The organism is Embleya sp. NBC_00888, assembly GCF_045207655.1.
In the GTDB taxonomy this organism is placed as follows: Bacteria; Actinomycetota; Actinomycetes; order Streptomycetales; family Streptomycetaceae; genus Embleya.
Genome location: NZ_CP108785.1, coordinates 3,362,684 through 3,386,747, shown reverse-complemented (window position 1 = coordinate 3,386,747; position 24,064 = coordinate 3,362,684). Strand labels below are relative to the sequence as shown.

Genomic DNA, 24,064 nt, shown 5'->3' with positions numbered 1-24,064 from the left:
GTTGTGCTCTCCGTGATGGTGATGGCGATGGTGGTGGGGCTGTGGCGGGGTGTCAGTCGAGCCGGCGGGCGACCACGTGCAAGCGGTCCGAGTCGGCGCTGTCCGCCGGCGGTGCGCCCTCGGTCCACGGCGGGTCGGTGCGCGGTCCCGGGCGGTCGTACAGGGCGAGCACCTCGAACCCGGCGACCGTGAGGAAGTACCGCAGTTCCTGCGGGAACAGCAGCCGCCACGCGGAGTACTGCGCGTGGGGCGGGGTGCCCCGGTCCGAGGTCCACACCCGGCGTCGGCGCAGCAGTTGCGCCGCGTGGTCGACCCACAGCGTGGTGTGCGAGGTGTGAGTGACGCCGTCGTGCACGACGGTGTCCACGCGGGGTGTCGCCGGTTGCCGGGCGCCGTCCGCGCCGCGCAGGAAGTAGGCGCCGTTGCGCAGTTCGGCGATCAGCAGGCCGCCCGGCGCCAGGTGTCGCCGGGACCGGTCCAGGAACGCGGTCAGTTCCGCGTTGTCGTGGCAGTACAGCAGGGCGCTGTCCAGGCAGACGACGGCGTCGAAGGTGCGGCCGAGGTCGAAGTCGCGCATGTCGGCAAGGCGGTAGTCGGGGCCGGGGTGCCGGCCGCGGGCGTGGTCGAGCATCGCCGCCGAGGTGTCGATGCCGACCACCTCGCGCGCCGCGTGCCGGTGCAGCCAGGCCGCGTCCCGCCCGGTGCCGCAGCCGACGTCGAGCACGCGCGGCCCGGCCCCGTGGCGGCGCAGCGTCTCCTCGGTCCAGCGGGCCGCGACCCGGTCCGGATCGGGGAAGCGCCGTTCGTAGAGTTCCGGCGTGTCGGTGAGGAGGTTGCGGGTGCTCATCGCGGCTCGCTCTCGGCTCGGGGGCGGTCGCCGACGGGCGCGGTGGTGGGCTCCTCGGCGGCGCCGGCGGGCGGGGTCGCCCGCCTCTCGGCGACGATCGTGGGCGGCGTGGGCAGCGCGCCCCTGCGGTGCAGCCAGGCGACCGCGAGGGCCGAGCCCAACCCGAGCAACACGCAGCACACCCACGGCAACCACGCGCGGTCGCTGCGCGCACCGCTGTCCATCGCCCATCCGATCCCGGCGTTGCCCACGGCGGCGGCGATCCCGGACGCCCCGTAGAACAGCCCGAATCCGGTTCCGGTCAGCCCCTCGCGGCCGAACGCGGGGATGAGTTCGAGCACGAACGGCTGGGCGATCATCACTCCGACGTGCAGCAGCAGCGCGCCCGCGAGCAGCGGCAGCAGGCGCAGCACCGCGTCCGCGGCCCCGTCCGGTCCGGTGCCGCCGGCCACCAGGATCGGCGGGAGGAAGGCCAGGCCCATCAGCGCGGTTCCGGCGGCGATCCAGCGGGCCCGGTCGCCGCGCGCCTGTAGGTACCGGGTGATCCGCAGTTGCAGGAGCAGATTGGCCGCGGTGCCGATCACGAAGAGCAGGCCGACCGCGCTCTCGCGCCCGGTGGCGTGCCGCACACCGTCCGGGAGCAGCAGGTAGAGCTGCGTCTGCAGGCCGTACATTCCGGCCATCGCGATCGAGAACGCCACGAACGCGCGGTTGCCCAGGACTTCGCGCCAGTCGGCGAGCACCGATCCCTGTGGCGCGGGGACCGGCCGGGCGGGCAGTACGGCGGCCTGGGCGAGGGTGAGCACGGCGAACAGCGCCGCCGCGGTGAGCGCCGCGGTGGTGAAGTTCACCAGGAGCAGCAGGCTGCCCAGCAGCGGGCCGAGCAGCGCGCCGGTGGTGGCGAACACGTTGAACAGGGCGAACGCCTCCGCCTTGCGTTCGCCCGCCTCCTGCGCGAGATAGGTGCGTACGGCGGGGTTGAACAGGGCCCCGGCGAGGCCGCTGAGCACGGCCGCCGCGATCAGGATCGGCAGGCCGTCGCCGAGCGCGAACAACGCGAATCCCACGGTGCGCAGCGCGCATCCGGCGATGATCACCCCGCGTGCGCCGAGCCGATCGGCCGCGGAGCCGCCGACCACGAACAGGCCCTGTTGGCTGAGGTTGCGCACGCCCAGCACGATGCCGACCACGGCCGCCGATTGCCCCAGGTCGTCGGTGAGATGGGTGGCGAGGTAGGGGATCAGCAGGTAGAAGCCGGTGTTCACGCCGAGTTGGTTGACCAGGAGCAGGCGCACCGCGAGCGGGAAGCTCGCCACCGCGCGCAGGGTCCTCATCGGCGCTCCCGCGCGGGTGCGGGTCGCACGCCCAGGCCGGCGGCGTCGGCGGCGCGTACGGTGCCGTCGAGGCCGCCGATCCCGGTCCACGGGTCGTGCGCCAGCAGCAGGTGGCCGTCCAGGTCGACCCAGCGGGCCCGGTCCAGGATCTGCACGGCCGGCGCCAGGCCCAGCGAACTGCCGGTCAGGCAGCCGAACATGATCTCGGTGCCGCTTCCGCGCAGCGCCTCGACCAGGCGCAACGCGGCGCGTGCGCCGCCGCATTCGGCGAGTTTCAGGTTGACTCCGGGCACCCGGCCGGCCAGCCGCAGGACGTCCTCGGGGGTGACCGCGTCCTCGTCGGCGATCACCGGGATCGGCGCGTGTCGGGCGATCCGGGCGAGCAGGTCGGGTCGCCCGGGTGCGATGGGTTGTTCCACGGCCTCGACGCCGAGCGCGGCGAAGCGCGGGAGCAGATCCAGGGTGCGGGCCTCGGTCCAGCCGCCGTTGGGGTCGAGCAGCAGCCGGGCGTGCGGGGCCGCCGCCCGCACGGCCGCGACCCGGTCCAGGTCGTGGACGGGGTCGGGCGAGCCGGCCTTGATCTTCAGGACGGTGAAGCCGAGCGCGGCCAGCCGGCCCGCCTGGGTCCCGGCGCGCTCGGGCTCGACGATGCCGATGGTGCGGGCGGTCGCGGCGGCGGGCGCCCGGTCGGCGCCGAGCAGTCGGTGGACGGGTCGATCGGCACGCTTGCCGACGAGATCCCACAGGGCCGCGTCCAGGGCCGCCAGGACACCGGCGGGCAGGCCGTCGGGAGCGGCGGTGTCCAGGAGCGCCGAGGCGCTCTCGGGTTCGGCGAAGCGCGCCAGCCACGGCCGGGCCACGCTCTCCAGCGCCGCCACGATGGTGCTCGCCGACAGGCCGAGCCGCGGGCTGCCGAGCGCCTCGCCGCTGCCGTACCCGCCCTCGTGTTCGATCGTCACCCACACCGCGTCGCGACTCGCCGTCACCGAGCGCGATATGCGCAGCGGTTCGGCCAGTTCCAGACGCGCGGTGCGCCACGTGAGCCTCATGCCGTTCCTCGGGTCGCGGTCTCGGGTGCGGGCGCGGACATCGGCGCCTGCGGGGTCGGCGGCGCGGGTGTGCGCCGGGATGGTCGCGGATCGTCGACCCTGCGGCAGCGGGCCCAGCCGGCGACCTCGACGGCGCGCGGGTGCAGGATCTCCACCGGATGGGTGGGGACGACGGCATGGTCCAGGCCGTGGGTGCGGCAGAAGTCGTCGTCGTAGACGGTGCCGAGGTAGCGGTGCGGACCGTCCGGGAAGACGCCGACCACGGTCGCGCCCCGGTGTACCCGGGCCGCCCAGGCGGCGACCAGGGCGACCGCCCCGGTGCTCCAGCCGCCGCTGACGAAGCTGCCTCGGGCCAGCCTGCGGCACGTGTCCACGGCGGCGGCCGGGCCGACCCAGTGCACCTCGTCGAACGCGTGGTGGGCGACGTTGCGCGGATGGATGCTGCTGCCCAGTCCGCGCATCAGCCGAGGCCGCGCGGGTTGGCCGAAGATGGTCGAGCCGACCGAGTCGACGCCGATCACGGTCAGCGCGGGCCAGCGCCGACGCAGCGGTCCGATCAGCCCGGCGCTGTGCCCGCCGGTGCCCACGCTGCACACGAGCACGTCCACGTGCTCCAGGCCGTCGACCAGTTCGGCCGCCATCGAGGCGTACCCCGAGGGGTTGTCGGGGTTGTTGTACTGGTCGGGCCAATAGGCGTCGGGCGTGCCGCGCAGGATCTCGCGCACCCGGGCCAGCCGGGCCGCCTGCCAGCCGCCGGTGCTCGCGGGTCGATCCACCACCTCCAGCGCGGCACCGTGGGCCCGCAGCAACTGCCGCATGGACGGCTCCAGTTCACCGTCGCAGACGAGCCGTACCGGGTGACCCAGGGCCTGGCCGGCGAAGGCGAGTCCGACGCCCAGCGTGCCCGAGGTGGACTCGACCACCAGCGCGCCGGGGCGCAGTTCGCCGCGCCGCCGGGCGCCGCGCAGCATCGACACGGCGGCGCGCGCCTTCATGCCGCCCGCGCTGAGGTATTCGAGCTTGGCCCAGAAGCCGGGTTGCGGACAGGGCAGTGCGGTGCCGATCCGGACGAGCGGTGTCCGGCCGAGCAGCGCCAGCAGGTCGGGGTTCGCGACGACCGCCTCGGCCGGGCCGGGCGCGGGACGCGGTGCGGGAACGGTATTCACGAGGCACCCTCGCCGTACCGGTGCACGATTCCCGGGCCGCCGTCCAGCCAGAAGAACGGGTACGGCTCGGCGCACACCGCGCTCACTCCGGCGCCGAGGAACAGCGGCAGCACCGCGCTGCCGGTCTGGGCGAACATCACCAGCGGCTTGCCGGTGCTCGCGGCATGCGCGCGCAGCGGCTCGAAGGTTCCGTTGCCCAGCGTCATCCCCGATGCCAGGATCGCGTCGCAGTACGCCAGTTCCGCGTTCGCGTCGCGGCGGATCGGCTCGCCCCACTCGGTCGTGCCGCCCTTGAGGTCGCACGGTACGCAGCGCAGGCCGAGCGCGCGCAGCCGTTCCAGGAGCGAGTTGACCACGCCCACCACCAGGACCGTGCCCGGGCGTTCCACCGGCAGCAGTTCCACCACCGCGTGGGCCCGGGCCCGCGACTTCTCCAACGAGGTGCCGGCGGGCAACGGGTGGGATCGGGCGCCGTGTTCGGCGGCGTGCGGACGGCAGCGCATCAGGTAGGCGTCCAGCGCGGCGATCCGGACCGGTGCGAGCGGGTGGGCCAGGAGTTCGGCCACGCTCGCCCCCACGCAGTCGTCGATCGTGTCGGCGGGCAGCGTGCCGGGTTCGGCCGCGCACGAGCCGACCGCCGCGCCCAGTCGCAGGCTGAGCACCTCGTTGCGATAGCCGCCGGAGCGCCCGGTGTGCCGAACCGCCTGGATGGTGCGGAACGCGGTGCTCACCCGCTCCCCGGCGGGGTCGGGTCCGTACCGGCCGGCGGCGACCCGGGCGAGCAACTCGTCCAACGAGCGCACGGGTCGGGACCGGGGCGCGCTCATCCGGACACCACCGTCGGGTCCGCGTAGCGCGGACGCAGTCGGGACAGCAGCCACTCGGCCGACTCGCGCGCGGCGCCGCCTTCGGTGTCGGCGGTCATCACGTGGCCCAGGTAGTCGTTGTTGCTGGTCGCGGCACGCACCGCGCGGCCCGGTTCGGTCAGGGTCAGTTCGACCACGTCGGGTCGGTGCCGGACGGCGTCCGCGCCGTCGATGCCCACGAGCGTGCCCTCGCCACCCGCGGGCAGGTCCTGCTCGTTCGGCAGCAGCAGGCCGATCGCCGCGCTGCGCATCCCGGTCGGGCGTTCGGCGAGGTCGGGTCGTCGGCCGAGGGCGACGTCCACGCACGCCGCGACCAGGTCGACGCCGGTGACGTGACGGACCAGTTCGGTGATGCGGTTGCCCGCCGGTCGCGGATTGACCTCCACCACCCGCGGGCCGTCCGGGGTCAGCTTGATCTCGGTGTGCGCGACCACGTGGTCCAGGCCGAGCGCCTCGACGGCCCGCACGGCGGTGTCCGCGGCGGCCCGGGCCAGGTCCGGGTCCACCGCCGCCGGGAACATGTGCCCGGTCTCGACGAACCACGGCGCGCCGCCCAGGCTCTTGTCGGTGACGCCGACCACGTGGGTGTGCCCGTCGAAGGTGACGGTCTCGACGCTGACCTCGGGGCCGGTGAGGAACTCCTCGACCAGCACGACGGGCACGCGTTCCTGTCCGCGCGCGTTCACCGGGAAGTCGACCGACGCCCGGTGGGCGTGCGCCGCCTCGGCGTCGTCGTGCACCTTGCGCACCAGCATTCCGGCGCACAGGTCCACCGGCTTGACCACCACCGGATAGCCGATCTCCCGGGCGGCGGTCCGGGTTTGCTCCCGGTCCCGACACAACGCGAAGCGCGGGCCGGGCACGCCCGCCTCGGCCAGCCGCACCCGGGTCAGGTCCTTGCGACAGGCCGCCTCGACCGCGACCGGGTCGGGGGCCGGCAGGCCCAGCCGAGCGGCGATCCGGGCCGTGCCGGGCAGGTAGTAGTCGCACGCGGAGACCACCCCGTCGAAGCCGAACACCTCGTGCAGCCGCTCCGCCAGGGACGGCAGTTCGGCCGTGTCGTTGGTTTCGGCGGTGACGATGTTGCGCGCGGCCAGCAGCGGATGGGGGGCCACGTCGGACCCGGGGCGCGCTCCGTTCGGCGTCGAGCGCAGGTAGTGGTGCAGGTCCCGGGTCAGGAAGGTGAACTCGTGCCCGCCCTCGTGGATCGCTCTGGGCAGCAGCCTGCTCATCGCCCCGACCCAGCTTTCGACAACCAGCAGATGACCCACCGAACTCCCTCTCCGACTGCGGCGACGGCTCTCTCGCAGAGCGTCGACCCGCCGCACCGTATCGGGAATGGTTTTCATTATCAATGCTTGACTAATGAAAGTCGTTTTCAGTTATGGTGGTCATCGAGCCGCGCCGGAACAGCCCGGAACAGCCCCGAAACGCCCACACCAGCCCTGCGCCGGGCCACCTCGGACAGGGACGGAGCAAGCCAGGGCGGAGCGGGCGAGGGAGTGACCGGACCGAATCGGCCCAGGCCGCCCCGTCAGCCCGCCCGCACCAGTTCGACGATCTCGTCGTGCCGCGCGCACGGCGGACACGGCACGCCGTCGATGGCGGTCACCCGCGCGGCGAGCCGGACGCTGGAGATCAGCCACACCCCGTCCCCGGCGCGCAGATCGGCCACCGACAATCGCGCGAAGCCGCACTCCCATCCGGCGCCCGCCGCCGCGTCGAACAGCCGACGCAGCGTGATACTCGGCAGGATGCCCAGGTCGAGCGCCGGCGTCAGCAGCCTGCGCCCCTTCGCGATCAGCACGGCCGCCGTCGGCGCCTCCAGGACCGTGCCGTCCTCGGTCAGGAAGATCGCGTCCTCCGCGTCGTGCGCACGGGCCCACCGCAGGGCGGCCGTGTTGACCGCGTACGACAACGTCTTGGCCCCGGCCAACAACCACGGCGCCCGCGCGGGCGGGGCGGTGACGACACCCCGGGTCAGGGTCACCGTACGCACCCCTTCGGCGCGCGCCCGCCAGGTGCTCGCCGGGATCGGGTCGACCAACACGTAGCCGGTCTGCGGGCCGCCGCCCTCCGGTCCCCGAGTCAGCACCAGACGCGCGTAGCACTCGCCCACCGCGCCGTGCCGCTCGATCGCGACGGCCAGGCAGTGCCGCCACGCGTCGGCGGCCGGCGCCGCCAACCCGAGCGCGGCGGCCGAATCGGCCAGTCGGGCCAGGTGTTCGTCCAGGTGCCTGGGTCGACCGTCGAGCACCGACAACGCCTCGAAGACGCCGTCCCCACGCAGCGCCCCCAGGTCGTCGGCGCGCAGCGCCGGTCGGGCACGGTCGGCGACGCTTCCGTCGAGGCGTACCAGCGTCCCCGGGGCGGGAGCGGGCGGCTCCGGCGCGGCGGTCACCGCAACGCCGCCGAAGTGAGCGTCAGGGTACCCGCGTCCGCGTCCAGGTCGGCCTCGACGCCCAGGGGCATGGTGAGTTGGCGCCGCCCGTGGCCGAAGTCCAGCCCCGTCAACACCGGGACGCCCAGCGGCGCCAGTCGATCGCGGAGCACGGCCTCGATCTGCTCGATCGGCCCGCAGTCCATCCAACTCCCGGTCGCGATCCCGGCCACCCCCGCGAACCATCCCGAGCGCAGCAGTTGGGTGAGCAAGCGATCGATGCGATAGGGCTGTTCCCCGATGTCCTCGAACAGCACGATCGCGCCGCCGGCGGACGACGCCTCCGGGCATCCCAGCGAGCAGGCCACCAGACTCAGCGTGCCACCCGTGGTGACCCCGCGGGCACGACCGGCCACCAGGGAACGGGCCTCCGCGGAGCCCAACTCCATCGCGTCCTCCGGGCTGAACAAGGTCGCGCGCAGGTGGGCGAGGGTGGCCGCGTCGGGCGGTACGCCGTCCACCGCGCCGAACCCGGCGGTGGCGGGCATCGGCCCGAACAGGGTGACCACACCCAACCGGGCGGCGAACGCGGCATGCAGCGAGGTGACATCGCTGGATCCCAGGAAGACCTTCGGCTCCACCGCCGCCATCGACTCCCAACACAGCAGGTCGAGTATCCGCGCGGCACCGTAGCCGCCGCGCGCGCAGACGATCGCGTCGATATCGGGATCCCGCCACGCGTCCTCCAGGTCGCGCGCCCGATCCCGGTCGGTGCCGGCGAGATACCCCGGCCCCCGCCCGTCGAGGACGTGCGCGCCCGGCACCACCTCCAGCCCCAGGTCGGCCAGTACCGCGCATCCCGCGCGCAACCGTTCGGCCTCGACCGGACCGGCCGGGCACACCACCGCGACCCGGTCGCCCGGCCGCAGCCGACGCGGTCGACGCGACGCCCGCCCGCCGGGCGACAACGGATCAGGCTCGACCGGCCGCGTCACCACGAGCCCCGCCCTCGGTCGGAATCGGCCGCCGGCCCCGATCGCCGCGCCCCCGCGACCACCTCCGACAACCACGGAGGCGTCCCTGCTCGTTCCCCGCGCGAGGCGCGCCGGTCGTGCTTGGCCAGGTCATGGCCCGTCCCGTCGTGGGTCGTCCGTTCAGCCTTCATACCTCGCATCATGCCCAGCGTGACCGGGGCAACCAGCCCGCGTTCATCTCATCGAGTGAATGGCCTCCGCGCCCGGCCCGGATGACCCGAGCGGGCGGGTGACATCGCGCGCCCTGATCGCGACCGCCACTCGTCGAGGTCGCTCGCCGACGGCGTTCGCGCATGCGCCCGCGCGCCCGCGGAAGTCGCCGAATCCATCGGAACACCCGCCGCCGCGACCCCGGAAAAACCCGTTCACGAAGCCGGCTTCCCTACACCATCGGAGGCCTGAGTTCATCACACTTGGATACCGCCGCCCCATGGAAACGGGTTTCGGTGGATCATGGGCGCAGTGCGGGTGGGAAGTCCCCACCCGCCGGAAGGGTACATGGCCGCCCCGACAACGGGTCGCGTTCGCCCTTCCAGCGTCCCAGTGGCATGAGAAGGAGTCGCCGGATGGTCGCATCGTCTGTGGACGAACTGCGGATTTCTTTGGAAGAGGAGGCAAGTGAACTGGCCGGGAAGCGAGACCGGCTGCGCGATGAACTGGCAGATGTGGAACGGCAGTTGGCGGCCCGGCTGAGCGCGGTGGAGCACCTCGCGCTGATCCGCCCGCTGGTGCCGCTGCCCCGAGCCGAGGCCGACCCGGTCGCACCGGTCGAGGTCGCTCCGGTCGAGGCCGAGCCCGTCGCGGAGGCGCCGGTCGAGGTCGCTCCGGTCGAGGAAACCCCGGCCGAGGAGGCTCCGGTCGAGGAGGCGCCGGCGGAGGAAGTCGTCGCGGAGGAACCGCCGGCTCCCGCTCCGGCCACGCGTCGCAAGCGCAAGACGGTTCCGGCAACGAAGGAAAAGACGCGGATACAGGCCGCGTCGGCGCGCAAGGCCCCCGCGGCCAAGCCCGCCGCCAAGCCCGCCGCCAAGAAGAAGACCACCCGCGCGAAGGCGGCTCCGGCCAAGGTGGCCAAGTCGGTCGCAGCGGTCGAGCCGGTCGCACCGGTCGAGCCGGTCGCGCCCGAACCGGCGGCGGCTCGCCCGGTCCGCTCCCACCTGCGCGACGAGATCGCCGCGTTGTTGGAAGGCACCGGCGAACCCATGAACGTCCGTCAGCTCACCGAGGCCCTGGGTGAGACCGCCACCAAGAGCCGCATGGAGAGCGTGCGTACGTCCACGGAGGGTCTGGTCAAGGCCGGCCGCGCGATCAAGGCCGGTCGCGGCCTGTTCACCGGCCCCGGCGCCTGAATCACCTCCGGGAACCCCCGGATTCACCGACCACCGCCGGCCCGACACCGCCCCCCGGGGCAACGTCGGGCCGGCGGTGTCGCCCACATGCGGAACATCCGCGGTCCCGCGGTGGAACTCATGCGGATCCGGTTGCCCGTCCAGCAGCACCTACCCGAACCCCTCACCTGCGGCCGGGAGTTCCGTTACACGGAGAAGAAGGCCTGACCTCGGCGACCCGACCGATCCGTCCCGACCGAACCGGCTCGGCGGCGCCCTTGTCGCCCCACGACGGATGCCGCCCCGGCGCGACCCGACGACCCCTGCCCCACCCGGCCGGCACGCGTCGGGTGTCGCCGCTCGGAAGGTTTGCCCAACGTGATGAAACGTTCACCGAGACGCCTGCCGGCCCGGTGTATGGGCCCCTAGATTGGCCTGGACCACCCCACACGGCATCCGGAGATGAGAGTTCGTGTCCGAGTCCATACTCGACGCAGAATCGGCTTTACCAGAGCGGAAGATCGACACCGAGGTGGCGCACACCGCCCGCGTGTGGAACTACTGGCTGGGCGGCAAGGACAACTACCCCGTGGACCGCGAGACCGGCGATCAGATCGCCGCGATCCACCCGGGAACGCGCGACTACGCCCTCGCCGACCGGCAGTTCCTGGGCCGAGCGATCCGCCATCTGGCCAAGGATCTGGGCATCCGTCAGTTCCTCGACATCGGCACGGGACTGCCGACCGCCGGGAACACCCACGAGATAGCCCAGGCCGTGGCTCCGGAATCGCGGATCGTGTACGTCGACAACGATCCGCTGGTCCTCGTGCACGCCCGGGCCCTGCTCACCAGCAGCCCGGAGGGGGCGACCCGCTACATCGACGCCGACCTGCGCGACGCCGACGAGATCCTGGTCCGCGCCGCCAAGACGCTGGACTTCGACCAGCCCATCGCACTCGTCCTGCTCGGCGTGATCATCTTCGTCAACGACGACGACGAGGCGTACGGGACGGTCCGTCGACTGCTGGACGCGCTTCCCTCCGGCAGCCACCTGGCGCTGTCGCACACGGTGACCAGTCCACCGGCACCGCCGGACGTGGACGACGCGGTGGCGTTCTGGAACGCGCACGGCACGCCCAAACTCAAGCAGCGCTCACCCGAGGCCATCGAACGTTTCTTCGACGGCCTGGAGTTGCTGGAACCCGGCGTCGTCTCCTGCTCCCGGTGGCGGCCCGATGCGGGTGACAAGACCCCGGACGTGGCCATGTACGGCGCGGTGGGCCGCAAGCCGTAGTCGCCGCGAGCACAGCTGCCACACGTGCCGGGGAGAGACTGCCGGACCGTCGAGGAGGGTGTCGATCGGTCCGGCCGGGGCGGCCCCTCGGATCCGTCCGTATCGGAGGGGCCGCCGGTTCAGCGGTGTCGAGCGCTATCGCCGGAGGACGAGCCGCGCCGACGCGTCAGCCCTGGTGGCCGCCGCCGTGCTGCTGCGGGGCCTGGTGCTGGGCGTGCCCACCCTCGTGGCCACCCTTGTCGTGGTCGCCGTCGATGTTCGCGCAGACGTTGCCGACCGTCGGGTTGAAGAAGCCGAGCAGGTTGAGGCTGTTGCCGCAGATGTTGATCGGCACGTGGATCGGCACCTGGAGGTTGTTGCCGGACAGCACGCCCGGCGAGCCGACGGCCGCACCCTTCGCCTCGGAACCGGCGTTGGCGACGCCCGCGCCCGACACGACGAGCGCGGTGATGCCGACGGCCACGGCCGCGGTCTTCTTGAACGTGTTCATGTGATCTCCGTTTCGGATGGCGCCGCGGGTGGCGCGACGTCCGGTGCAACGAGCCGAATCCCGCCCGGGCAACTGCTGATTCGCGGGTTTCACCCGGGTGGCGGCACCCGCCCGGACGCAGCGGGCGCCGAGTCCGGCCGGCGTGTTCGGCGCGGCCGGCGCGGGGTACTCACCGCCGAACCACGCCGGTCCCACCGGCGGGGGAAGCCTCATCGCGAGCCGACTCCAGGAAGCAGGGCCGCACCGTGCCTGTCCCGTCCCACCCGACCCGCCGCGCCCTGCTGTTCGGCGCGGTGGGCAGCGTCGCCCTGCTCGGCGCCGGCACCCGGGCGCCGCTGCGCACCGGCGCCGCGCCGCGACCCGCGATCCTCGTCGCCGACGCCGCCGTGCCGCTCGACGCGGCGCCGGTCACCGTCGACCTGGGCTCGCGTACCGTGCGCACGTGGGCGTACGGCGACCGGGTGCCCGGCACGGAGATCCGGGTCACCGCGGGCGGCACGGTCTCCGCTCGGCTGCGCAACGGCCTGCCGCACGAGACCACGGTGCACTGGCACGGCGTGCGGATCGATGCGGCGATGGACGGCGCCCCGGGACTCAGCCAGGTCCCGGTCGCGGCCGGCGACACCTTCGACTACCGCTTCACCGCGCCCGATCCGGGCACGTTCTTCTACCACTCGCACGTGGGCACCCAACTCGACCGCGGGATGTACGGCGTGCTCGTGGTCGAGGACCCGGCCGAACCGCTCGGCTACGACGCGGAGTGGACGGTCGTCCTCGACGACTGGCTCGACGGCACCGGCACCGACCCGGACACCGAACTGGGCACGATCCGCGACACGCCCCGGCCGGCCCGCACCCTACGGAGCACGCTGCTGGGCGGGACGGCGGGTCACATCGACTACCCGCACTACCTGATCAACGGCCGCACACCGCAGGCCCCCGAGGTGTTCACCGACAGCCCCGGTCGGCGGATCAGGCTGCGGTTGGTCAACGCCGGGGCGGACACCGCGTTCCGGGTCGCGTTGGGCGATCACCGGCTGACCGTCACCCACACCGACGGGTTCCCGGTGCTGCCGGTCACCGTGGACACGCTGCTGATCGGGATGGGCGAGCGCTACGACGTGCTGGTGACCCTGGCCGACGGGGTGTTCCCGCTGGTCGCCGCGGCCGAGGGCAAGGACGCCCGGGCGTTCGCCGTGGTGCGTACCTCGGGCGGGGACGCCCCCGATCCCTCGGTCGCGGTACCCGAGTTGGATCGCCGCCTGCTCACCCTCGCCGACCTGGTCGCCGACCCGTCGGTGGACCCGGGCGACGCGCCCGCCCGTGCGGTGGATCTCGTGCTGGGCCACGGCAGGAACGGGACGGGTTGGACGCTCGGTACGGCCGCCGCGCCGGACGTGACGCCGCTGCGGGTGCCGGTCGCCGTCGGCGAGCGGGTCCGACTGTCCTTCACCAACGCGACCCGCATGTGGCATCCGGTCCACCTGCACGGGCACACCTTCCAGGTGCGCGGCGACGAGGGCCGGGGCCCTCGCAAGGACACCGTGATCGTGCGTCCGAGGGAGCGGGTGACGGTGGACGTGCTCGCCGAGAACCCGGGCGAGTGGATGTTGCACTGCCACAACCTGTACCACAGTGAGCTGGGCATGATGGCCACCCTGGGCTACGGCGACACCCCACCCGCCGCACCCGATCCGTCCATGGGGGGCATGTCGGGGGCGGGCTGATTCCGGCCGCCACCAAGTCCCCTGCCTGCGCCGGGAGTCGAAATGGTCGAGCCCGGCGTCGGCACCGAGTCCGGTGCCGACGCCGGGCATCGCATCCGGTCAGCAGTGCCCTTCCGGCTCCGAGCGGCCACACACGTTCGCGGTGAACGTGTTGACCGCCTTGCCGTCCCGGTTCGCCAGGTCGGCCGGCTCGTTGCGCAACGCCTCGTTGTCCTGGATCACGTTGTTCGTGGTCGGGCCGCCGGCGAAGCTGGGCACCATCACGATGCCCCCGGACATCGGCGACTCGCCCCGGTTGTCCCGGACCTGATTGTCCGTCACCCGGGTCTCCTGGGCACCGGTGAGCACGATGCCCGAGCCCTGGATGTACGCCAGCCTCGAATTCCCCTCGCAATACTTGTTGTTCTCGTCGATCCGGTTGCGGCGGATCGCCAGCGACCCGGCGACCGGCTGCGTCTCGTCGCCGACCACGAACACCCCGGCGCAGTTGCCGGTCAGCTCGTTGTACTCGATCGACAACTCGCGCCCGCGCCGGATCAGCACGCCGAGCCGGTTGCCCGACGCGTGGTTGCGGGCGATGCTCGCGCCCAGGGCGTCGGCGGTGTCGGCCAGGAACAGCCCCGCCTGGGCGTTGTCGTTCGTGGTGTTGTCGGTGAACGCGCCGCGGGTGGAGTTCTCTTGGCCGATCCCGTGCTCGCCGTTGTCGTGCGCGAACACCCGGCGCACCCGCATGCCTTCGGTGGCGTTGCCCATCACCCCGGTCTTGCCGAAGCCGGTGACCGCCAGCGACTGGATCCGCACGTCGGACACCGGATCCTCGGCCGTGCCGAACACACAGATGCCGTGTCCGGCCGCCGCGCACGCGTTCGCCGTCGACTCGCCGGGCGTGATCACCGTACGCTCGCCCGCGCCGCGGATCGTCAGGCCGTCCGTGCCGATGAGCACACTGCCGGGGTAGGTGCCGGCCAACACCTCGATGATGTCCCCCGGCGCGGCCGCGTCCACCGCCGCCTGGATCGATTCGCCGGGATGGACCACGTGCCGATTGTCCGCGTGCGCGACCGGTGCCAGGATCGAGCCCAGCACGGTCAGGGCGGTGACGCCGGCGAGGGGAAGCAGCCGTTGTACGTGCATGAGCGCTGATCTGCCTTCGTGGGAGAGGGATGGGAAACGGTTCAGGAAACGGGTACGGGCGGCCGAGCCGGGGCGGTCTCGGCGACATCGGAGGTCATCGTTTCGACGAGCCCCGTGGTGTGCTCGCCCGCGCGGAACACGGGGTGGGCGAGCAGCCCGCGCAGGAAGTCCAGGGTGGTGTGCACGCCGCCGCCGGCCACTCGGAACTCGCCCAACGCCCGCTCGGCGCGCGCGATGGCCCGATCCCGGTCCGGCGCCCAGACGATCGCCTTGGCGAGCAGCGAGTCGTAATCGGGCCCCACCGTCCAGCCCGGGTACGCGTGTGTGTCGATCCGCACGCACGGTCCGCCGGGCGGCACGAACTCGGTGAGCCGACCGGGAGTCGGGGCGAACCCGCGGGTGGGATCCTCGGCATTGATCCGGCATTCGATCGCCACTCCGCGCGGCACCACATCCTCCTGACCGAAGGTCAGCGGCGCGCCGGCGGCGATGGTGAGTTGTTCGCGCACGATGTCGACGCCGGTGACCATCTCGGTCACCGGATGCTCCACCTGGATCCGGCAGTTGATCTCCAACAGATGGAAATGGTGCGTGGGGGTGACCACGAACTCGAAGGTCCCGGCGCCCACATAGCCGACGGCGGACGCGCCGCGCAGCGCCGCCGCGCACATCGCGTCGCGCACCTCGGCCGGCAGGTGCGGGGCCGGGGACTCCTCGACCAGCTTCTGGTGCCGCCGCTGTACCGAGCAGTCCCGCTCGCCCAGGTGCACCGCGCCGCCGTGCCGGTCGCACAACACCTGGACCTCGACGTGCCGGGCGTCGTCGATGTACCGCTCCAGGTAGAGCCGTTCGTCACCGAACACGGCCCGCGCACGGGCGCGGGTGTCCTGGTACGCCCAGGCCAGTTCGTCCGGGTCGCGCACCACGCTCATGCCGCGACCGCCGCCGCCCGCGACCGCCTTGAGGATCACCGGGTAGCCGATCCGGGCGGCGATCTCGGCCGCCTCGACCGGCGACGTCAACGCGCCGTCGCTGCCCGGCAGCACCGGCAGCCCGGCCGCGGCCATCACCGCGCGCGCCTCGCTCTTGTCGCCCAGGCGCTGCATGACCTGCGGCGGCGGCCCGATGAAGGTGATCCCGTGCGCCTCGCAGATCTCGGCGAAGTCGGGGTCCTCGGACAGGAATCCGTACCCCGGGTGGATCGCCTCCGCGCCGGTGCTTCGGGCCGCCTCGATCATCGCCGGCATGTTGAGGTAGCTGGATCGGGCGGGTGGCGGGCCGATGTGCACGGCCTCGTCGGCGAAGCGCACCACGGCGGAATCGCGGTCCGCGGTCGAGTACACGGCCACGGTGCGGATGCCGAGTTCGCGGCAGGTGCGGGCCACCCGCAGGGCGATTTCCCCCCGGTTGGCGATGAGCACGGTCGAGAACACGTGGACCACCTCGGTCGATGTCGGCGCTGGGTGTTCGGACCGCGACGGCCCGGACTGGGACTCGCGTCAGGGGGTGCGGTCGGAACCGCATGCGTGATCGGCGCTCCCGTCCGGGCCCACCGCGCGCGGTTCGATCGCGATCAGCGGTTGCTGGTACTCCACCGGGTGCGCGTCCGGCACCATCACCTCCACCACCTTCCCGGACACGTCGGCGGTGACGGTGTTCATCATCTTCATGATCTCCAGGATGCCCACCGTCTGACCGGGCCGGACGGTGTCGCCGACGCGGACGAAGGGCTTCGCGCCCACCTCGGGGGCGTGGTAGAACGTGCCGACCATCGGCGCGCAGACGAACCGCCGTCCGCCGTCCGGCTCGACCCGCTCCTCGACGGGCGTGGTGGCGACGGGGTCACCGGACGCCGCGTGCGCCGCGCCGCCCGTCGCGGCGGGTTCGGGCCACTCGATCTCGAGGGTGGTGTCGCCGCAGCGCAACCGGATCAGGCGCGGCGGCACCGAACCGGTGCGCGTCTGCCGCGGCTCGTCGCCCGAGACCTGCGGGGGCGACTGCGGGTGCGGCTGTGCGGGGTTCAGCGGCTTGACCCACCGTTCGTCCGCGTAGCCGGCGTGGTTGTTGAGGTGCTCGCCGGCGTGCGCGTCGCGCGCTTCGGCGGATCCGTGGGGTGGGGTCATGACGCACTTCCTTCGGCACGGGTATCCGGCGTGACGCCGAAGCTCCGGAATCGTTCACCGCGTTCGCGCAGGAGCCGGGTCTCGTCCAGCGCGAGCAGTTCCTCGACGACCGGGATCAGGGCCGCGCGCAGCAGCGCGGCGGCCCGGCCCGGGTCGGTGTGCGCGCCGCCGGGGGGTTCGGGCACGATGCGGTCGACCACGCCCAGGCGCAGCAGTTCGCGGGGGCGCATGCGCAGCGCCGCCGCCGCGGCGGGTGCGGCCGAGGGGTCCTTCCACAGGATGGCCGCGCAGCCTTCGGGGCTGATCACCGAGTAGACGCCGTGCTCGCCGATCAGCACCCGATCGGCCACCGCCAGGGCGAGCGCGCCGCCGCTGCCGCCCTCACCGGTGATCACGGTGACGATCGGGGTGGGCAGCCGGGCCATCAGGCGCAGGTTCTCCGCGATGGCGACCGCCTGTCCGTCCCGTTCGGCGTCCGGCCCGGGGTTGGCCCCGGGTGTGTCCACCAGCGTGATCACCGGCAGGCCCAGCTTGGCGGCGAGTCGCATCAGTCGGGCGGCCTTGCGAAAGCCCGCCGGGGTGGCCATGCCGAATTTGCGGTGTTGGCGTTCGGCGAGGTTGTCGCCGCCCTTCTGGTGTCCGATCAGCATCACCGCCAAGCCGTCGAGCCGGCCGATGCCGCCGACCACGGCGGGGCAGTCGGCGCCGATCCGGTCGCCGTGCAACTCGTGGAAGTCGTCCAGCAGTCGGCTCGCGTAGTCGAGCGTGGTGGGGCGGGCCGGGTGCCGGGCCAGCCGGACGGCCTCCCACGGGTCGCCCTCGTCCGACGCGTGCGCCGAGGACTCGGGCGGGGCGGATGTCTCGGCGGGCACGTCGTCGGAACGCTCCTCGCGGGGCTCGTCCAGGGCGAGGAACTGCCGGAAGGTCGCGCGCAGCGCCGGTCGGGGCACGATCACGTCGACCATGCCGTGCTCCAGCAGGAATTCGGCGGTCTGGAAGCCGGTGGGCAGCCGTTCGCCGATGGTGTGTTCGATCACCCGGGGGCCGGCGAAGCCGAGCCGGGCGCCGGGTTCGATCAGGATGACGTCGGCGAGCGTGGCGAAGGACGCGGCCACGCCGCCGTAGGTGGGGTCGGTGATCAGCGACAACACCAGGACGCCGGCCTCGTGCAGTTCGGCCAGGGCGTACGCGGTCTTGGCCATCTGCATCAGCGAGAGCACGCCCTCCTGCATGCGGGCGCCGCCCGAGGCGGTGACCAGCAGCAGCGGGGTGCGGGTGCGCAGGCTCTCGTCGGCGGCCTCGGTGACCAGCGCGCCCACGGCGCAGCCCAGACTGCCGCCCATGAAGCGGAAGTCCATCGCGGCCACCACGACCGGCCGGCCGTGGATGGTGCCGCGCGCGCACAGCACCGCCTCGTCCATCCCGGTCTCGGCACGGGCCTCGGCCAGTCGTTCCGGGTAGGGGCGCGAGTCCACGAAGCCCAGCGGGTCGGGTGGGGTGGGGCCGACCGTCAGCGGCGTCTCGGAGCCGGGGTCGAGGAGTTGGTCCAAGCGTTGACGCGCCGTCAGCCGGGCGTGGTCACCGCAGTCGGGGCACACCCGCAGGTCCCGGGTGAAGCGTTTGCCGTATACGAGTTCGGCGCAGCGCCCGCACTTGACCCAGTCGGGTCGGGTGCGGACGGTGGGCCCGAGGTCGGTCTCGATCATGGGGGCAGGTCCTTGGACGGAGGGGCCTTGGACGATGGGGCCGTGCGGCGCGGGGCCTTGGACGCAAGGGCTGCGGAGCGACAGGGACCCGCGGAAGGCGGGCTCCGGGGGCGAGAGTTCGCGTACGGGCCCCAGGTCGCTGCGCTACTCGGTCGTGCTGCGCTCCCAGCGGTAGAACTCGCGGGCCATCGCGTCCTGCGGCGACCGCCAGGTCTCCGGGTCGTACGCGTTCACGTGCTGGGCCAGTCGTTCGCTGATGTCGCGGAACTGCGGGTGTCCGGTGACCTTGGCCACGGCGGGCCCGGGCGGGCGGTCGGCCTCGATCAGATGCAGGTACAGGTCGCCGAATTGGAACAGGCTGCGGCCGGTGACGCCCACGAGGTGCGGGAGTTCGCCGGTGTCGGAGTTGGCGAAGATGTCCGCGATCCGGGTTGCCGATTCGGGCTTCATCCGGGCCACGATCAGGGTGCGGTGCATGCGTACGGGTCCTTCCCGGTGAGTGGGTGGGGTGGTCGGCGGGGTCGCGAAGCGCGCGGCCCCGCCGACGGGGCGCGTCGTCGTCGGCCGGGCCGTCGACGACGCGCGGGTCACCAGGTGCGCGCGGCGGCGGGCTCGCCGCCCATCTCCCGGGCGCGCTGCTGGATCTTGTCCCGGATCAGTTCCAGTTGCACGCGCGAGTTGCGGTTGATGTTGTCCGTCATCCACGCGTCGTCGACCGGGGCGGTCTCCTTCATCGCGAAGTCCTGCACCCAGCGCATCCGCACGCCGCCGGGGACCTCGTGGTACTCCCAGCGGATGTGCATGTGCGCGAACGGCCCGGTCTCCACCCGGCGGGCCCACACCGTGCGGGTCTCGCGGTCGGCCTCGCGCTCGGACACCCAGCTCCACACCTTGCCGTCCCGGTCCGGGTGCATGGTGAGGCGGAAGGTGACCTTGGCGTCCTCGCGGGAGAGGATCTCCACCGACGCGTACTCGCTGAACAGATCCGTCCAGTGCTCCACGTCGTTGGTCATGTCCCAGATCAGGTCGATCGGGGCCGCGATCACGATGTCGTTGTCGGTATGCCCGGCCATGTCACACTCCAGAGGTCAGTTGGGAGTTGGTGGTTTCCAGGAACTCGCGCGGGGTCTTGCACTGGTCCGCGTCCGCGCCGAGCGGGAACTTGTAGCGCCGCTCCACTTCGGAGACGATCCCGAGCAGGCCCAGCGAGTCGAGTCCGAACTCCTCGAACGTCGCGTCCGGGCGACTCATGTGGTCCGGATCGGCGGTGACGCCGGCGCAGGACTTCATCAGCGCGGCGAGTTCCTCGTAGGTGAATGGTCCGTTCATCGCAGACTTCCTTTCGGGGGGACGGCTACGGGGTCGGGAAGGGCGTCCCGGGCCGACCGTCGCCGCGGCGCAGCACCAGGGCGGCGTTGTGGCCCATCAGGCCGCGGCTGAGCACCAGGGCGGTGCGCAGTTCGGCGGTTCGGGCCCGACCGGTGACCAGGTCGAGGTCGTGGCAGACGTCGAAGACGCCCGGGGTGGGCGGCAGTACGCCGTGTTCCATCGCCAGGATCGCGGCGGCGCAGTCCAGGACGGGCGCGCCGCAGTAGGCGCGTCCGATGCCGGCCTTGGGGGCGGTGACCGGCACCCGGGCCGCGTACGGGCCCAACGCGTCGGCCAGGGCCAGTACTTCGGCGTGGTCGGCCTCGCGCACGCCGAGCGCGTCGGCGAAGACCACGTCGATGTCCTGCGGGGCGCACTCGGCCTCGGCCAGCGCGTCCCGGATCGCCCGGGCGAGTCCGTGCCGGGATGGCCCCCAGCCCGAGGTGCCGGTGAACGTGGCGCCGTGTCCGGCCACTTCGGCGTGCACGCGGGCACCGCGCCGGTGGGCCGCCTCCGCCTCCTCGACGACGAACATCGCGCCGCCCTCCGCGGGCGCGAATCCGCACGCGGCCGAGGTGAACGGGAGGTAGGCCTGCTCGGGTTCGCGGGCCAGGCTGAGCGCGTCGTAGCCGAGCTGGCACACCATGGAGTACGGCGCGAGCGGGGCCTCCGCCGCGCCGACCACGACCGCGTCGGTGCCGCGCCGGATGGTGCGGGTCGCGTGCGCGATCGCGTCCAGGCCGCCGGCCTCGTCGTTGGCCAGCACCGCGCACGGCCCCTTGAAGCCGCCGCGGATGGAGACCTGGCCGGTGGTGGCGGCGTAGAACCAGGCGATGGACTGGTAGGGCCCGACGAAGCCGGGACCCTGGCCCCACAGGTTCTGCAGTTCGCGCTGGCCGAACTCGCCGCCGCCGGAACAGCTCGCGGTGGTCACCCCGACGCCGAAGGTCGGCATCGGGCCGAGCGCGGCGTCGGCGAGTGCCTGATCCGCGGCGACCATCGCGAAGTGCGTGAAGCGGTCGGTCTGGACCAGGAAGCGCTCCTCGACCACGGTGGCCGGATCGAAGTCGCGCACCTCGCCGGCGACGGCCAACGGCAGTTCGCCGCAGCCCTCGCGGGTGATCCGGTCCAGGACGCTGCGGCCCTCCCGGGTGGCCTTCCAGAACACGTCGACGCCGACGCCGTTGGGCGCGACGACGCCGACACCGGTCACCACGGTGCGTCGGGGTGCTGAGGTCTTCACCGGGGTCTCCTTTCCCGGCGATCCAGCACCACGGCGGACTGGAAGCCGCCGAACCCGCTGCCGACCGACAGCACCGTCTGCAGTGCCATCGGCCGGGCCGTCCCCGGCACGTAGTCGAGGTCGCACTCCGGGTCCGGGGTCTGGTAGTTCGCCGTGGGCGGCACCGCCTTGTGCTCCATCGCCAAGGCACACGCGGCCAGTTCGATCGCGCCGATCGCGCCGAGCGAGTGGCCCACCATGGACTTGATCGAACTCATCGGGGTCTTGTACGCGTGCTCGCCCAGGGAGCGCTTGACCGCCGCCGTCTCGTGGCGGTCGTTCTGCTTGGTGCCCGAGCCGTGCGCGTTGACGTAGTCGATCGCGGTGGGGTCGACCTCCGCATCGGCCAGCGCGCGGTCGATCGCCTCGGACATCTCCAGGCCCTCGCGGGTAAGCCCGGTCATGTGGTGCGCGTTGCCCCGGGTGGCGAAGCCGCCGACCTCGCAGTAGACCCGGGCGCCGCGCCGCCGGGCGTGTTCGAGTTCCTCCAGGACGAGCACGGCGGCGCCCTCGCCCAGGACGAAGCCGTCCCGGTCCGCGTCGAACGGCCGGGAGGCGTGGGCCGGGTCGTCGTTGCGGGTCGAGGTCGCCTTGATCGCGTCGAAGCAGGCGACCGTGATCGGCGAGATCGGCGAATCGGAGGCACCGGCCAGGTACACGTCGGCCCGGCCCTCCTCGATCGCGTGCGCGGCGTAGCCGATCGCGTCCAGTCCCGAGGTGCATCCGGTGGACACCGTCTGCACCGGGCCCCGGGCGCCGAACTCCTCGGCCACCTCGGAGGCCAGGGTGCTCGGCGAGAACGCCCGGTGCAGGAACGGGTTGGCCCGCTTCGGCTCCACCGCCCAGTTCCGACCCGAGTCGCTGACCGCGACGTAGTCGTGTTCGAGCCGGGTGGTGCCACCCACCGCGGTGCCCAGCGAGACGCCGAACCGCCAGGGGTCCCCGCCGTCCCGGTCCAGGCCGCAGTCCGTGACCGCCTCCGCCGCCGCCGCGAGCGCGAACTGCACGTAGCGGTCCGCGCGTTGCGCCCGATCCTGGTCGACGCCGCAGGCGATCGGGTCGAAGTCGCATTCGGCGGCGATCCGGGAGCGGAACCCGGTGGGGTCGAAGAAGGTGATCCCCCGGGTCGCCGTACGGCCGGCCATCAGCAGATCCCAGAACGCGGTGACACCCACGCCGCCGGGCGCCACGACGCCGACGCCGGTGACCGCCACCCGGCGCCTCAAGAGTCGGCGCCCACGGTCTCGGCGGGCTCGATCCCCTCCGTGTCGACGTGCCCCAGTTCCGGTCGGGGCGCCAACGGGGCGATTTGGAAGACCATCCGCGCCTGGGTCCGACCGACGTTGCGGAACCGGTGCCGCATGTTCTTGGGCACCATCAGGCCCTGGTCGGGACGGAGTTCGTAGGTGACGCCGTCCAGGTCCACTTCCAGCGCACCGGTGACGACGTGGATGAACTCCTCGGAGTACGGGTGGTAGTGCTCGGTGATCATGTCGCCGGGCTCGATGATGGCCAGGCCCATGAAGCCGCTGGTGCACCCCACGGTCGCCGGACCGAGGGTGACCCGGAGTTCACCGCCCCGGCGCCGGTTGGGCTCGACCTCGTCGACGTTGACGATGCGTACGGTCTGCGTGGTCATGTGTGCCACCTCCAAGTGGCGGGCGGCGCCCGAAGGCGCCGCCCGGGGGATCAGGCGTCGCGGTCGGCGCGACGGTCGGTGACCAGGGTCGTCTCGGCCGAGGCCAGCAGGTGCCGCAGGCCCTTGTCGGTGTCCAGCGCGCCCTCCTCACCGAGGTCGAGCAGCCGGCTCAGCCGGGCCGCGGACTCCTCGCGGTCGATGCCCAGCACCATCGCCGGGTCGTTCGAGTCGCCGCGCAGGTCGAGCACGCGCACCAGGGTGTCTCCGCGCAGGAAGACCGAGCTGCTCGCGATCGGCCCGGATCCGGACGCGATCACCCGTTCGTCGTGCCGCTGGAGCACGGTGGCGGCCGATTCGCCGCAGCCGTGCCGCACCGGGTACAGCAGCGCGCGGCGGGTGGTCCGCGCCTTCGCCGACTTGCCGGAGGCGGGCGCGGTCAGGTGGTACACCTCGGCCAGCGAGGAGCGCATGAAGAACGCCCGTGCGGCCTCGGAGTCGTTCAGGTCGCGGGCCTCCTCCAGGTGCGGGTTCAGCGCCTCCTCGGCGGCCCGCACCTGCGGCTGCTCGGCCACGTGCCGCAGCGCGGCCCGCAGGTCGCCCTCGACCTCGATCGCGCGCACCACCCGGTTCCCGAGCATGAACACCGACGTGCGGCGCAGCGACGTGGTGTCGTTCACCCGGGCCGCGGGCGACTTGTAGCCCGCGAGGATCTTCGCCACCTCGGCCTCGCTGCCGGGCTTGACGGTGAAGGTGAGCGCGCAGCGGACCACGCCGGGCACCGCCGGAGCCGCCGCGCGGGCCTTGTCGCTCGCGCCCGCCTTGGCCTTGGCGCTCCCCGCCTTGACCTTGTCGGTCGCGCCCGCCTTCGCCTTGGCGCCGGCGCCCGCCTTCGCCTTCGCGCCCCGGGCGCCCTTGGTGATCACCGGGCCGGCCTGGTCCGCGTGCAGGTCGGTCTCGCGGGCCACCGCAAACCGCAGCGAACGGGTGCCGCGCACGCAGCCGTGCAGCGGCTGCACCATCATCTGGTGCTCGGGGCTGTCCACCCAGGCCAGGTATTCGGAACTGCCCTCCCACTCGCTGGTGATCAGCCACTGGGTCGGGTCCTCGATCGACTGGCAGAGCTGGTCGCGCAGGTGGCCCGGTACGGCGGCCACCTGGTGCCGGATGCGCTCGTAGGCTTCCAGAAAGCGCTGCTCCGAGTCTTCGTGCAGCTCCAGCATGAGCAACACCCGGAGCTTGGACGAAGTGTCGAGGGTGGGATTCGCCGCGGAGTGGACGAGGGTGTCCATGTCATTCCTTT

The 24,064-nt window shown here is 72.8% G+C and carries 23 protein-coding genes; 3 read left to right on the top strand and 20 right to left on the bottom strand.

From position 1 onward, the window contains the following. Positions 1 to 52: 52 nt before the first annotated feature. From OG948_RS49125 to OG948_RS49090, 8 genes are all read right to left on the bottom strand, one after another. Positions 53 to 847: a class I SAM-dependent methyltransferase gene (locus tag OG948_RS49125; RefSeq protein WP_331771545.1), complete on the bottom strand. Its 795-nt coding sequence runs from the start codon at positions 845 to 847 to the stop codon at positions 53 to 55. Then, positions 844 to 2,181, bottom strand: a complete 1,338-nt coding sequence (locus tag OG948_RS49120) for an MFS transporter (RefSeq protein ID WP_331771544.1) — start codon at positions 2,179 to 2,181, stop codon at positions 844 to 846. The genes OG948_RS49125 and OG948_RS49120 overlap by 4 nt, the downstream gene beginning before the upstream one ends. After that, on the bottom strand, positions 2,178 to 3,230 hold the full coding sequence (locus OG948_RS49115; protein WP_331771543.1) for a dipeptide epimerase: 1,053 nt from the start codon (positions 3,228 to 3,230) through the stop codon (positions 2,178 to 2,180). The genes OG948_RS49120 and OG948_RS49115 overlap by 4 nt, the downstream gene beginning before the upstream one ends. Then, on the bottom strand, positions 3,227 to 4,396 hold the full coding sequence (locus OG948_RS49110; RefSeq protein ID WP_331771542.1) for a cysteine synthase family protein: 1,170 nt from the start codon (positions 4,394 to 4,396) through the stop codon (positions 3,227 to 3,229). The genes OG948_RS49115 and OG948_RS49110 overlap by 4 nt, the downstream gene beginning before the upstream one ends. After that, the gene (locus OG948_RS49105) at positions 4,393 to 5,223 is read right to left on the bottom strand and encodes a Rossmann-like domain-containing protein (protein WP_331771541.1); all 831 of its coding nucleotides are present in this window, start codon (positions 5,221 to 5,223) and stop codon (positions 4,393 to 4,395) included. Before OG948_RS49105 ends, OG948_RS49110 begins: the two co-directional genes overlap by 4 nt. Then, positions 5,220 to 6,533, bottom strand: coding sequence for an ATP-grasp domain-containing protein (locus OG948_RS49100; RefSeq protein WP_331771540.1), 1,314 nt, complete (start codon positions 6,531 to 6,533; stop codon positions 5,220 to 5,222). Before OG948_RS49100 ends, OG948_RS49105 begins: the two co-directional genes overlap by 4 nt. A 263-nt stretch (positions 6,534 to 6,796) precedes the next feature. After that, the gene (locus OG948_RS49095; RefSeq protein ID WP_331771539.1) at positions 6,797 to 7,663 is read right to left on the bottom strand and encodes an aminodeoxychorismate lyase; all 867 of its coding nucleotides are present in this window, start codon (positions 7,661 to 7,663) and stop codon (positions 6,797 to 6,799) included. Next, positions 7,660 to 8,637 (bottom strand): LD-carboxypeptidase, encoded by a 978-nt coding sequence (locus OG948_RS49090; protein ID WP_331773555.1) that lies wholly within the window; start codon positions 8,635 to 8,637, stop codon positions 7,660 to 7,662. The genes OG948_RS49095 and OG948_RS49090 overlap by 4 nt, the downstream gene beginning before the upstream one ends. Positions 8,638 to 9,242: 605 nt before the next feature. On the opposite strand from OG948_RS49090, the gene OG948_RS49085 reads away from it, so the two are divergent. Beyond that, the gene (locus OG948_RS49085) at positions 9,243 to 10,022 is read left to right on the top strand and encodes a hypothetical protein (RefSeq protein ID WP_331771538.1); all 780 of its coding nucleotides are present in this window, start codon (positions 9,243 to 9,245) and stop codon (positions 10,020 to 10,022) included. Between the two features lie 451 nt (positions 10,023 to 10,473). Continuing rightward, complete coding sequence (locus OG948_RS49080; protein WP_331771537.1) at positions 10,474 to 11,295, top strand: SAM-dependent methyltransferase; 822 nt, start codon at positions 10,474 to 10,476, stop codon at positions 11,293 to 11,295. Positions 11,296 to 11,461: 166 nt separating this feature from the next. Here the strand turns inward: OG948_RS49080 and OG948_RS49075 are convergent, their stop codons facing one another. After that, a complete protein-coding gene (locus OG948_RS49075) occupies positions 11,462 to 11,785 on the bottom strand; it encodes a chaplin (protein ID WP_331771536.1) in 324 nt (107 codons plus the stop codon). A 245-nt stretch (positions 11,786 to 12,030) separates the two neighbouring features. Between OG948_RS49075 and OG948_RS49070 the strand changes: the two genes are divergently transcribed. Further along, positions 12,031 to 13,512 (top strand): multicopper oxidase family protein, encoded by a 1,482-nt coding sequence (locus tag OG948_RS49070; RefSeq protein WP_331771535.1) that lies wholly within the window; start codon positions 12,031 to 12,033, stop codon positions 13,510 to 13,512. A 99-nt stretch (positions 13,513 to 13,611) separates the two neighbouring features. On the opposite strand, the gene OG948_RS49065 is transcribed toward OG948_RS49070, so the two are convergent. The 11 genes from OG948_RS49065 to OG948_RS49015 form a co-directional block, all read right to left on the bottom strand. Beyond that, positions 13,612 to 14,646, bottom strand: a complete 1,035-nt coding sequence (locus OG948_RS49065; RefSeq protein WP_331771534.1) for a right-handed parallel beta-helix repeat-containing protein — start codon at positions 14,644 to 14,646, stop codon at positions 13,612 to 13,614. Between the two features lie 41 nt (positions 14,647 to 14,687). After that, positions 14,688 to 16,079, bottom strand: a complete 1,392-nt coding sequence (locus OG948_RS49060; RefSeq protein WP_331771533.1) for an acetyl-CoA carboxylase biotin carboxylase subunit — start codon at positions 16,077 to 16,079, stop codon at positions 14,688 to 14,690. Positions 16,080 to 16,145: 66 nt separating this feature from the next. Further along, the gene (locus OG948_RS49055) at positions 16,146 to 16,769 is read right to left on the bottom strand and encodes a biotin/lipoyl-containing protein (protein ID WP_331771532.1); all 624 of its coding nucleotides are present in this window, start codon (positions 16,767 to 16,769) and stop codon (positions 16,146 to 16,148) included. Continuing rightward, complete coding sequence (gene accD / locus OG948_RS49050) at positions 16,766 to 18,475, bottom strand: acetyl-CoA carboxylase, carboxyltransferase subunit beta (RefSeq protein ID WP_331771531.1); 1,710 nt, start codon at positions 18,473 to 18,475, stop codon at positions 16,766 to 16,768. The genes OG948_RS49055 and accD overlap by 4 nt, the downstream gene beginning before the upstream one ends. 144 nt (positions 18,476 to 18,619) lie before the next feature. Next, positions 18,620 to 18,952 (bottom strand): TcmI family type II polyketide cyclase, encoded by a 333-nt coding sequence (locus tag OG948_RS49045; RefSeq protein WP_331771530.1) that lies wholly within the window; start codon positions 18,950 to 18,952, stop codon positions 18,620 to 18,622. Positions 18,953 to 19,062: 110 nt separating this feature from the next. Next, a complete protein-coding gene (locus OG948_RS49040; RefSeq protein ID WP_331771529.1) occupies positions 19,063 to 19,548 on the bottom strand; it encodes an SRPBCC family protein in 486 nt (161 codons plus the stop codon). A gap of 1 nt (position 19,549) precedes the next feature. Next, positions 19,550 to 19,804, bottom strand: a complete 255-nt coding sequence (locus OG948_RS49035) for an acyl carrier protein (protein WP_331771528.1) — start codon at positions 19,802 to 19,804, stop codon at positions 19,550 to 19,552. A gap of 25 nt (positions 19,805 to 19,829) precedes the next feature. Continuing rightward, positions 19,830 to 21,086, bottom strand: a complete 1,257-nt coding sequence (locus OG948_RS49030; RefSeq protein WP_331771527.1) for a beta-ketoacyl synthase N-terminal-like domain-containing protein — start codon at positions 21,084 to 21,086, stop codon at positions 19,830 to 19,832. After that, entirely contained in the window at positions 21,083 to 22,351 is a 1,269-nt protein-coding gene (locus OG948_RS49025) for a beta-ketoacyl-[acyl-carrier-protein] synthase family protein (RefSeq protein ID WP_331771526.1), read from the bottom strand. The genes OG948_RS49030 and OG948_RS49025 overlap by 4 nt, the downstream gene beginning before the upstream one ends. Then, complete coding sequence (locus OG948_RS49020; protein ID WP_331771525.1) at positions 22,348 to 22,764, bottom strand: cupin domain-containing protein; 417 nt, start codon at positions 22,762 to 22,764, stop codon at positions 22,348 to 22,350. The genes OG948_RS49025 and OG948_RS49020 overlap by 4 nt, the downstream gene beginning before the upstream one ends. Before the next feature lie 50 nt (positions 22,765 to 22,814). Further along, complete coding sequence (locus OG948_RS49015; protein ID WP_331771524.1) at positions 22,815 to 24,053, bottom strand: SchA/CurD-like domain-containing protein; 1,239 nt, start codon at positions 24,051 to 24,053, stop codon at positions 22,815 to 22,817. Positions 24,054 to 24,064 lie beyond the last annotated feature (11 nt).